Annotated in this window: 9 protein-coding genes; 6 read left to right on the top strand and 3 right to left on the bottom strand. The window is 67.1% G+C overall.

From position 1 onward, the window contains the following. The 4 genes from ACOJSF_RS05810 to ACOJSF_RS05825 form a co-directional block, all read left to right on the top strand. Positions 1-763, top strand: a 763-nt coding sequence (locus ACOJSF_RS05810) for a 2-oxo acid dehydrogenase subunit E2 (protein WP_420141279.1), incomplete at its 5' end; no start/stop codon positions are given. Positions 764-816: 53 nt separating this feature from the next. Further along, positions 817-1,149 carry an acyl-CoA thioesterase gene (locus tag ACOJSF_RS05815; protein ID WP_420141286.1) on the top strand — a complete coding sequence of 111 codons (333 nt, stop codon included), beginning with the start codon at positions 817-819 and terminating at the stop codon, positions 1,147-1,149. A gap of 48 nt (positions 1,150-1,197) precedes the next feature. Continuing rightward, positions 1,198-2,613, top strand: a complete 1,416-nt coding sequence (lpdA, locus tag ACOJSF_RS05820) for a dihydrolipoyl dehydrogenase (RefSeq protein ID WP_420141280.1) — start codon at positions 1,198-1,200, stop codon at positions 2,611-2,613. Positions 2,614-2,659: 46 nt separating this feature from the next. Continuing rightward, positions 2,660-3,019: a DUF3140 domain-containing protein gene (locus tag ACOJSF_RS05825; protein ID WP_420141281.1), complete on the top strand. Its 360-nt coding sequence runs from the start codon at positions 2,660-2,662 to the stop codon at positions 3,017-3,019. Positions 3,020-3,028: 9 nt separating this feature from the next. Here ACOJSF_RS05825 and ACOJSF_RS05830 read toward each other — a convergent pair whose 3' ends face one another. The 3 genes from ACOJSF_RS05830 to ACOJSF_RS05840 all read right to left on the bottom strand — a co-directional run bounded on the left by ACOJSF_RS05830 (position 3,029) and on the right by ACOJSF_RS05840 (position 7,034). Further along, positions 3,029-4,618, bottom strand: coding sequence for a hypothetical protein (locus ACOJSF_RS05830; RefSeq protein WP_420141282.1), 1,590 nt, complete (start codon positions 4,616-4,618; stop codon positions 3,029-3,031). 12 nt (positions 4,619-4,630) lie between these two features. After that, a complete protein-coding gene (locus tag ACOJSF_RS05835) occupies positions 4,631-5,818 on the bottom strand; it encodes a glycosyltransferase family 2 protein (RefSeq protein WP_420141283.1) in 1,188 nt (395 codons plus the stop codon). A 205-nt stretch (positions 5,819-6,023) separates the two neighbouring features. Then, a complete protein-coding gene (locus tag ACOJSF_RS05840) occupies positions 6,024-7,034 on the bottom strand; it encodes a CsgG/HfaB family protein (protein WP_420141284.1) in 1,011 nt (336 codons plus the stop codon). A gap of 288 nt (positions 7,035-7,322) precedes the next feature. Between ACOJSF_RS05840 and rpsL the strand changes: the two genes are divergently transcribed. Both rpsL and rpsG read left to right on the top strand, forming a co-directional pair. Further along, the gene (gene rpsL, locus ACOJSF_RS05845; RefSeq protein ID WP_420141287.1) at positions 7,323-7,694 is read left to right on the top strand and encodes a 30S ribosomal protein S12; all 372 of its coding nucleotides are present in this window, start codon (positions 7,323-7,325) and stop codon (positions 7,692-7,694) included. 62 nt (positions 7,695-7,756) lie between these two features. Continuing rightward, positions 7,757-8,227, top strand: coding sequence for a 30S ribosomal protein S7 (gene rpsG, locus ACOJSF_RS05850; RefSeq protein ID WP_420141285.1), 471 nt, complete (start codon positions 7,757-7,759; stop codon positions 8,225-8,227). Positions 8,228-8,325 lie beyond the last annotated feature (98 nt).

Consider the following 8,325-nt stretch of genomic DNA (forward strand, 5'->3'; position numbering starts at 1 on the left):
CGCAGCAGCACCTCAGGCAGCTCAGGCCGAAGCGCCGCGGGCTGCCCCAGCGCCCGCCGCCGCGCCCGAAGGCGTGCCGTCGGAGACGGTCAAGCTCAGCAACATGCGCAAGACGATCGCGCGCCGCCTGACCGAATCAAAGCAGACCGTCCCGCACATCTACCTGACAGTGGACATCAATCTCGACGCGCTGCTCAAGCTCCGGACGGAGCTGAACAAGGGGCTGGAAAGCCGGGGCGTGAAGCTGTCGGTCAACGACATGCTGATCAAGGCGCAGGCCGTGGCGCTGATGGAAGTACCGTCCTGCAACGTCCAGTTCGGCGGCGACAGCCTGATCCAGTTCAAGCGCGCCGACATCTCGGTCGCGGTGTCGATCCCGGGCGGGCTGATCACGCCGGTCGTGACGGGCGCCGACACCAAGTCGCTGTCGGCGATCGCGACCGAGATCAAGGATCTCGCCGCCCGCGCGCGTGAAGGCAAGCTGCAGCCGCATGAATATGCCGGCGGCACCGCCAGCCTGAGCAACATGGGCATGTACGGGATCAAGCAGTTTGAGGCGATCATCAACCCGCCGCAGGCGATGATCCTCGCGATCGGCGCGGGCGAGAAGCGGCCCTATGTGGTGGGCGACGCGCTCCAGATCGCGACCGTGATGAGCGCGACCGGCAGCTTCGACCATCGCGCGATTGACGGCGCCGACGGCGCCGCCTTCATGGCGGCGTTCAAGCGGCTGGTGGAGAACCCGCTGGGGATGCTCGCTTGAGCGGCGACGAGCCGCAGCTTCCCGACGGAGAGCCCGCCGTCCGCGTGGTCGCCATGCCGGCGGATACCAACCCTTATGGCGACATCTTCGGCGGCTGGCTGCTGAGCCAGATGGACTCCGCCGCCGGCACGGTCGCGGCGCGCTTCTCGCGCGGGCGCGCGGTTACCGTCGCAATGGACGGCATGACCTTCCACAAGCCGGTCAAGGTCGGCGATGTCGTGTCGGTCTATGCGGAGGTGGTCGCGACCGGCCGTTCGTCGATGAAGATCGAGGTCTCCGCCTGGCGCCGCATCCGCGCCGGCGAGGACACCGACCGCGTCACCCACGCCATCTTCACCTTCGTCGCGATCGGCGACGATGGAAGGCCGCGGGTGATCGGGGAATAATTTTACCGGCGTGACGCTTCACGCAGCGCTTGAACAGAAGAGGGTCTAGTGGCTGACACCTACGATCTCGCAATCCTCGGCTCGGGGCCCGGCGGCTATGTCGCGGCGATCCGCGCGGCGCAGCTGGGCATGAAGGTCGCGATCATCGAGCGCGAGCGGCTGGGCGGCATCTGCCTCAACTGGGGTTGCATCCCGACCAAGGCGCTGCTGCGCACGTCCGAAGTCTATCACTACATGACGCATGCCGCGAATTACGGCCTGTCGGTGGAGAAGGCCGGGTTCGACCTGCCCAAGATCGTAGACCGCAGCCGCAAGGTGGCAGGCCAACTCAATGCCGGCGTGAAGGGCCTGATGAAGAAGAACAAGGTGACCGTCGTCGAAGGCGTCGGCACACTCACCGCCAAGAACAAGATCACGGTCAGGAACGGCGACACCACGACCGAGGTGGTGGCCAAGGCGATCATCCTGGCGACCGGCGCGCGCGCACGCGACCTGCCCTTCGCCAAGTCGGACGGCGACCGCATCTGGACCTATCGCCACGCCATGACGCCGTCCGAGATGCCGAAGGACCTGCTGGTCATCGGATCGGGCGCGATCGGCTGCGAATTCGCCAGCTTCTATTCGGACATGGGCGCCAAGGTCACCATCGTCGAGATGCTCGACCGCATCCTGCCGGTCGAGGATGCCGAGGTATCCGCCTTCGTCCAGAAGCAGTTCGAGAAGCAGGGCATGACGATCCTGCCCAAGCATGGTGTCGAGAAGCTGGACGTGAAGCCGGGCCGCTCGGTCACGGCCACGATCAAGACGCCGGACGGCAAGAGCGAGGCGAAGGAGTTCAGCCACGTCATCGTCGCGGTCGGCATCGTGCCCAACACCGAGAATATCGGTCTGGAAGCGCTGGGCGTGAAGACCGAGCGCGGGCACGTCGTCATCGATCCGATGTGCCGCACCAACGTCGACGGCATCTACGCGATCGGCGACATCACCGGCGCGCCGTGGCTGGCGCACAAGGCGAGCCACGAGGGCATCATCGCGGTCGAGGCGATCGCGCAGGCCGCGGGCAACAAGGACGTGCATCCGCACGCGATGGACGTGCGCAACATCCCGGGCTGCACCTATTCGCGCCCGCAGGTGGCGAGCGTCGGCTATACCGAGGCGAAGGCCAGGGAGCTGGGCTACGAGGTGAAGGTCGGCAAATTTCCCTTCATCGGCAACGGCAAGGCGATCGCGCTGGGCGAGGCCGAGGGCTTCATCAAGACCGTGTTCGATGCCAAGACGGGCGAACTGCTCGGCGCGCACATGACCGGCCCGGAAGTGACCGAGCTGATCGAGGGCTATACCGTCGCCAAGCAGCTCGAAACGACCGAGGCCGACCTGATGGCCACGATCTTCCCGCACCCGACCTTGTCCGAGGCGATGCACGAGAGCGTGCTCGCCGCTTATGGGCGCGTGCTCCATATGTGACGGAGCCATGCGCGCGCCCGGCAGTTTTGCCGCGAAGGAGGCGTGCATGGCAGCCAGCACAGATCGAGCGGAGAAGCAGAAGCAAGTCCGCGCGGACTTCAGGGCGGCGGTCAACATGGCCCCGGCCGCGATCGAAAAGTGGCTCAACTCCGACGAGAGCAAGCAGGTCGGCTGGAAGGGCGCGGACGGCAAGGGCGATGGTGAGAGCGTCGGGCATGAATCGGGCCGGCGCATCGTCACGATCAAGCGCAAGAAGCAGGCCGAACTCGATCCCGACGATTATGCCCATATGCGCAAGGTCGTGGGCTATGTCCGCCGCCATTCCGCGCAGCGCCCGGAGGGCGACGTTGCGCACAGCCGCTGGCGCTATTCGCTGATGAACTGGGGGCACGACCCCCTGAAATGATGATCGCCGTCAGGCCGGCGGCGCGGGCGCGATACGGTACAGCGCGCTGCCGCCGTGCGACCACACGGGCACCAGGCGACGGGACCAGGGCCCGTCGGGGAGTCTGGCCTGGATGAGCCAGAGATAGTCCACCTTGTCGAGCGGAAGGTCGGGCATCACGTCGGCGATGGTGCGCCGGCGGACGCGCCATTGCTCGGCGGTGCGGGGCGGCTCCTTCTGGCGGTCGACGCAGGCCTGACTCCACACGAACTGTGTCGGGTCGTTGTAGAAGACGGGCGACGGGCGGTAGCGGATCTGCATCAGGTGGATGTCGCCCACGTCCCAATGTGCGTTGACCCACGCCTCGCGCGTCACGCTCGCCATCGCGGGAAGGTGATCGAGCCGCGTGGTTCGCCAATTCTGCCACGCCCGACAAGGGCGCGTCACGAAGGCCAGCACGCGCGATCCGCGCTCGACCTGCTCCAATGCCGGAAGCTCGGCGGCGTAGCTCCGCTCATAGCCGACGAAGCCCGCCGTAGCGGCCGCTATCCGTACGAGGAACAGCGCGAGGCCGCCGATCGCAATCGCGCGCGCCGCACGTCGAGGTACGGGCGACCAGTCCTGCAGCGCGAGGATCGCGATCATCACTGCGGGGAAGAGCCGCATGTCGCAGAAAGACGCGCCGTCCATCTGCGACGGCATGACGAGGAACAGCAGCACGAGCGTGATCGCGAGCGCGCCAGTGTGGCGCGTGTAGCGCGCGCCCAGCCGCCAGCCGATCAGCGGCACGGCGAGAATCGCCGCCATGCTTGCGACATCGAGCCAGCGCGACTGGTCGCGCAGGCCCAGCGCGATCGCGTTGAACTTGGCCTTCAGGCTGTAGCTCGTTTCAAGCCCGCTCGGCGGTTGGTTCAGTTTCCAAGCCACGACCAGCAGGGCCGCCCCGGCGATCGGCCGGACCTCCGCCGCGAACGCCCGGAGGCTTGCCCGGTCGGCCGCGACATAGGGAGCATGCGGGACGAAGCGGACATGCCGCATCAGCGCCGAGGCGCCGATCAGGATCGGCAGCAGCAGGCCGCCCACCGCGTGAAAGACGAGGAGCAGCGGCATGAGCGGCCAGAACAGGGCCTCGCGCAGGCGGGGGCGGCCCGCAAGCTCCACCCACAAGGCGAAGCCGAGCAAGGAAAGCGCGGTGGTGAGCGTGTAGTTGAGGAAGCCGTAATTGAACGGATAGCTGTAGGCGAACGGGAGCGCCCAGCTCGCCGCCGCCGCGCACGGATTGAGCGCGCGCGCCAGGCGCCAGATCGCGGCGACCGTGAGGACGGGAATGATCGCGACCAGCAGCCAGAAGGCGCGCGTCAGGCCTAGCCAGGGGGCCAGCGCCTCGATCAGCAGATCGGTGCCGAGGTTGAGCTTCAGGCCCCAGTCGAACCCGAAATAACGGCGCAGCGGGCTGTCGGAACCCGCCAGCTGAATCGCGAACTGGCCGAGGTGGCCGGGCGCGTCGACCAGCGGCGGGATCGTGACGAACAGGAACGGCAGGAGCGCGGCCGCCAGCGCGACCAGCCACATCGGCCCACCGATGAAGGACGGGTGCCGCCACCCGATGAACCGTGACATCAGCAGCAGCCTTTAGGCGGCCACTGCCCGCCTGTCAGCGCCCTTCCAGGTGAAGAATGCGGAAACCGTGTAATTCCAGGTCATGCCGATCATCGCGCCGGCGACCGCGGCCACCCACCAGCGCTGGTGATCGGCAAACAGGAAGCTTGCGACGCCGACCTGCCCCGCCGCGCCCACGCCGCAGATCGCGACGAAGCTTGCCAGGCCCGCCAGCCAGGCCGTCCCGCCGAGGCGGCGGTCGCGATAGGTAAGCATATTGTTGAGCGCGAAGTTGGAGACGATCGAAACGAGCACCGCCGCTACCTGCGCCCCTTGGAATGCGAGCCCGCTCGCCAGCAAGAGTCCGAGGACGAGCAGGTTGACCGCCAGACCGCTCAGGCCGACCGCCGCGAACAGCACCAGCCGGGGCGGGATCCAGCGCCCGATCAACTTGTCGACCAGCAGCATGAGATATTCGACCGCGACCATCGAATCGAGCTTGCTCTCGCCCGCCAGCCGGCAGCGAAAGCGATAGGGCACCTCCGCCACGCGCAGCGGCCTGGGCGACGAGGCCAGCAGGTCGAGCAGGATCTTGAAGCCGACGGTCGACAGGTTCGGCATCGCGTCGAGCACGGCCGCGCGGCGGATCGCGAAGAAGCCGCTGAGCGGATCGCTGCACGCAGTCCGCGAGACCAGTCCGGCCAGCCGCGTGCCGACCGCGCTCACCTTGACCCGCGATGCGGACCACTCGCCGGTCGATCCGTCGCCGGCGTAGCGCGTGCCCACCGCGACGTCGGCCTCGCCGGCCAGCACGGCATCGGCCAGCGCGGGCAGGATCGCCTCGTCATGCTGCATGTCGGCGTCGATCACCGCGACGACCGGCGCGACCGTCGCCATCATCCCCTCAAGGATCGCGCTCGACAGGCCGCGCCTCCCGAACCGCCGGATCAGGCGGAGGTTGGGATGGCGCGCGGCCATCCCCTCCAGCGCCTCGGCCGTGCCGTCGGTGGAGCCATCGTCGACGAACACCGCCTCCCACGCGCGATCCGCGAGGGTTGCGCACAGCGCGTCGAACAACGGTCCGACATTGTCGCGCTCGTTGAGCGTGGGGATGATGACCGCCAGTACGGGCGACCGTGCTGCCTGCGGGTGATCCAGCGGGAGAGGGACGATACCGATCCGTTCGGCTCGACGGGGCGCTTGGATGGCAGTCAGATACATGAAAGAGCCCTGCTCGCACGGAGCGACCGCCCAAGCGCCGGACTGCGCCACAGGATGCCGCTCGCGTTCCAGACGGAACGACTGCGCCAACGCCTTGATCCCGGCTAGAGCATCGTAGGCGTTCCGACCCGGTATCGGGGCTCTTCGGCGTGGCGATGCAGGGCGGACGGCGTTCCGGTGAGAGCGGCCGGAACGCCGTCCGTCGTCAATGGTGCGACAGCTCGTGATGATCGGGGTGAGCGGTGGGGGCGAGCTTCGTGTTCAGCACCCAGCCGACATTATCGTTTTCGTCCGCGACTTCCCACCAGAGACCATTCTTGTTGCCGGTGGGATAAAGAATGGCGTTGGCGGGCAGCGTGCGGATCGCCGCGCCGCTCGCCGCCGCCGTCTTGCGCATGACCACCGTCCCGACCGTCGAATAGGTGCGGGTCGGCGCGGTCTCCGCCGTGCCGGTTGCGCCGGGCTGGACGAGGTTGAGCGAATTCACTAGCTTCGAATAGCCTTGGATGAACGACAAGGTCACGATGCGGCCGATCTCGGTATTGTCATAGCCGCCGCCGACAGCCCCGACCGCGCCGCCGAGCACGCCCGCAAAGCCGCCGCCGGCGAAGCTGACATCGTTCTTGGCGGCGTATCCTTCCTCGGTGGCGATCGTTTCGGTCGTGCGGACGTTGGTGAGCGACAGGACGGTGTTCGCCTCCTGCTTCTTGCTGCGCATACCGCCGAGCAGCCCGCCGACGCGCCCGCCCACAAGGCCGCCGACCGCGCCGCCGATGCCGCCGCCGCTGACGTTGGAATTGGCGCCCTGAATCTCCGCGACGAGGACGTAATCGGCTGCCTTGATCTGCCCCTGCCCGACATTGGCGCCGCGCTGCATACCCAGCGTGGTGCCGATCGCACGCTCACGCTCGGCCGCGTTCAGGCCGGTGCCGCGATCGACCAGATTGAAGCAGCCCGAGCGCTGCACCATCACGCGCAACAGCTTCGACGGGGCGGCGAGGCTATGCTGCGACCAGGCCGAAGGATCGTCGCCGTCGGCGATCGAAAGCGTGCCGAGCTTGCGCGTGCACTTGGGCACGTCGTTCATGGTCTGCTGCTGAAGCTGCTGGCCCGAGCTTTCCCGGGCGAGCTTCGGCGCGGCGGCGGCCGGCGAGACCCCGGTCAGGATCACGGTAGCGGCGGCGAGCCCGCGGGCGGCGACACGGACGAACTTCATGTTATAGTCCCCTCTGCAACTGGACGGATGGAACGCGATTCCCCTGTAATTCCGGGCGGCTGCTATCATCTCATGTCGCGTGCGTCACGAGCGGCGCGTGCGGTTGACCCCGGAAGGGCACGCCTGTATATCGCGCCCGTCTATCCGCCGGTTTTCCCCGGATGGACAAGCTTGGACATTGCCGGTGCCTCTATGGCCCGGGGGGTCGAATCGACCGCCGGGGCCTTCGTGCATTTCTCGCGAACGTTCGGGTCCGGTAAAGTAACCCTGTGAAAGGTGAAGGGCTTCATGCCGACGATTAACCAGCTGATCCGCAAGGGTCGCGAACCGCAGATCGCCAAGTCGAAGGTGCCTGCGATGGAAAAGAACCCGCAGAAGCGCGGTGTCTGCACCCGCGTGTACACCACGACTCCGAAGAAGCCGAACTCGGCGCTGCGCAAGGTGGCCAAGGTCCGCCTGACCAATGCGCGCGAAGTGATCAGCTACATTCCGGGCGAAGGCCACAACCTGCAGGAGCACTCGGTGGTGCTGATCCGCGGCGGCCGTGTGCGCGACCTTCCAGGCGTGCGCTACCACGTGCTGCGCGGCGTGCTCGACACGCAGGGCGTGAAGAACCGCAAGCAGAGCCGTTCGAAGTACGGCGCCAAGCGTCCGAAGTAATCAGGCCAGAGTAAGCCCCGGACGGGTTCCGGACAGGCTGAAGATCAAGAAGGAAATCTGAGATGGCTCGTCGTCGTCGTCCCGAAAAGCGCGAAATCCTGCCCGATCCCAAGTTCGGGGATGTCGTGCTCAGCAAGTTCATGAACAGCGTCATGCTCGACGGCAAGAAGTCCGTCGCCGAGAGCATCGTCTACGGCGCGCTCGACACGGTCGAGACCCGCGCGAAGCGCGAGCCGCTGGGCGTGTTCCATGACGCGCTCAACAACGTTCGCCCGGGCATCGAGGTCCGCAGCCGCCGCGTCGGCGGCGCGACCTATCAGGTGCCGGTCGAGGTTCGCCCCGAGCGTTCGCAGGCGCTCGCGATCCGCTGGCTGATCGCCGCGGCGCGCGGCCGTTCGGAGCACACCATGTCGGCCCGCCTGTCGGGCGAGCTCATGGATGCGGCGAACAATCGCGGCAACGCGGTCAAGAAGCGTGAGGACACACACCGCATGGCGGAAGCGAACCGCGCCTTCAGCCACTACCGCTGGTAACAATCGCCCCTATATCGTGGGGAGACCGGACCGCCGGCTCCCCACATCGCTAAGGAAAGACCGATCATGGCCCGCAGCCATCCGCTCGACCGCTATCG

Origin of the sequence: Sphingomonas sp. (genome assembly GCF_048594985.1) — a bacterium.
Taxonomy (GTDB): Bacteria; Pseudomonadota; Alphaproteobacteria; order Sphingomonadales; family Sphingomonadaceae; genus Sphingomonas_I.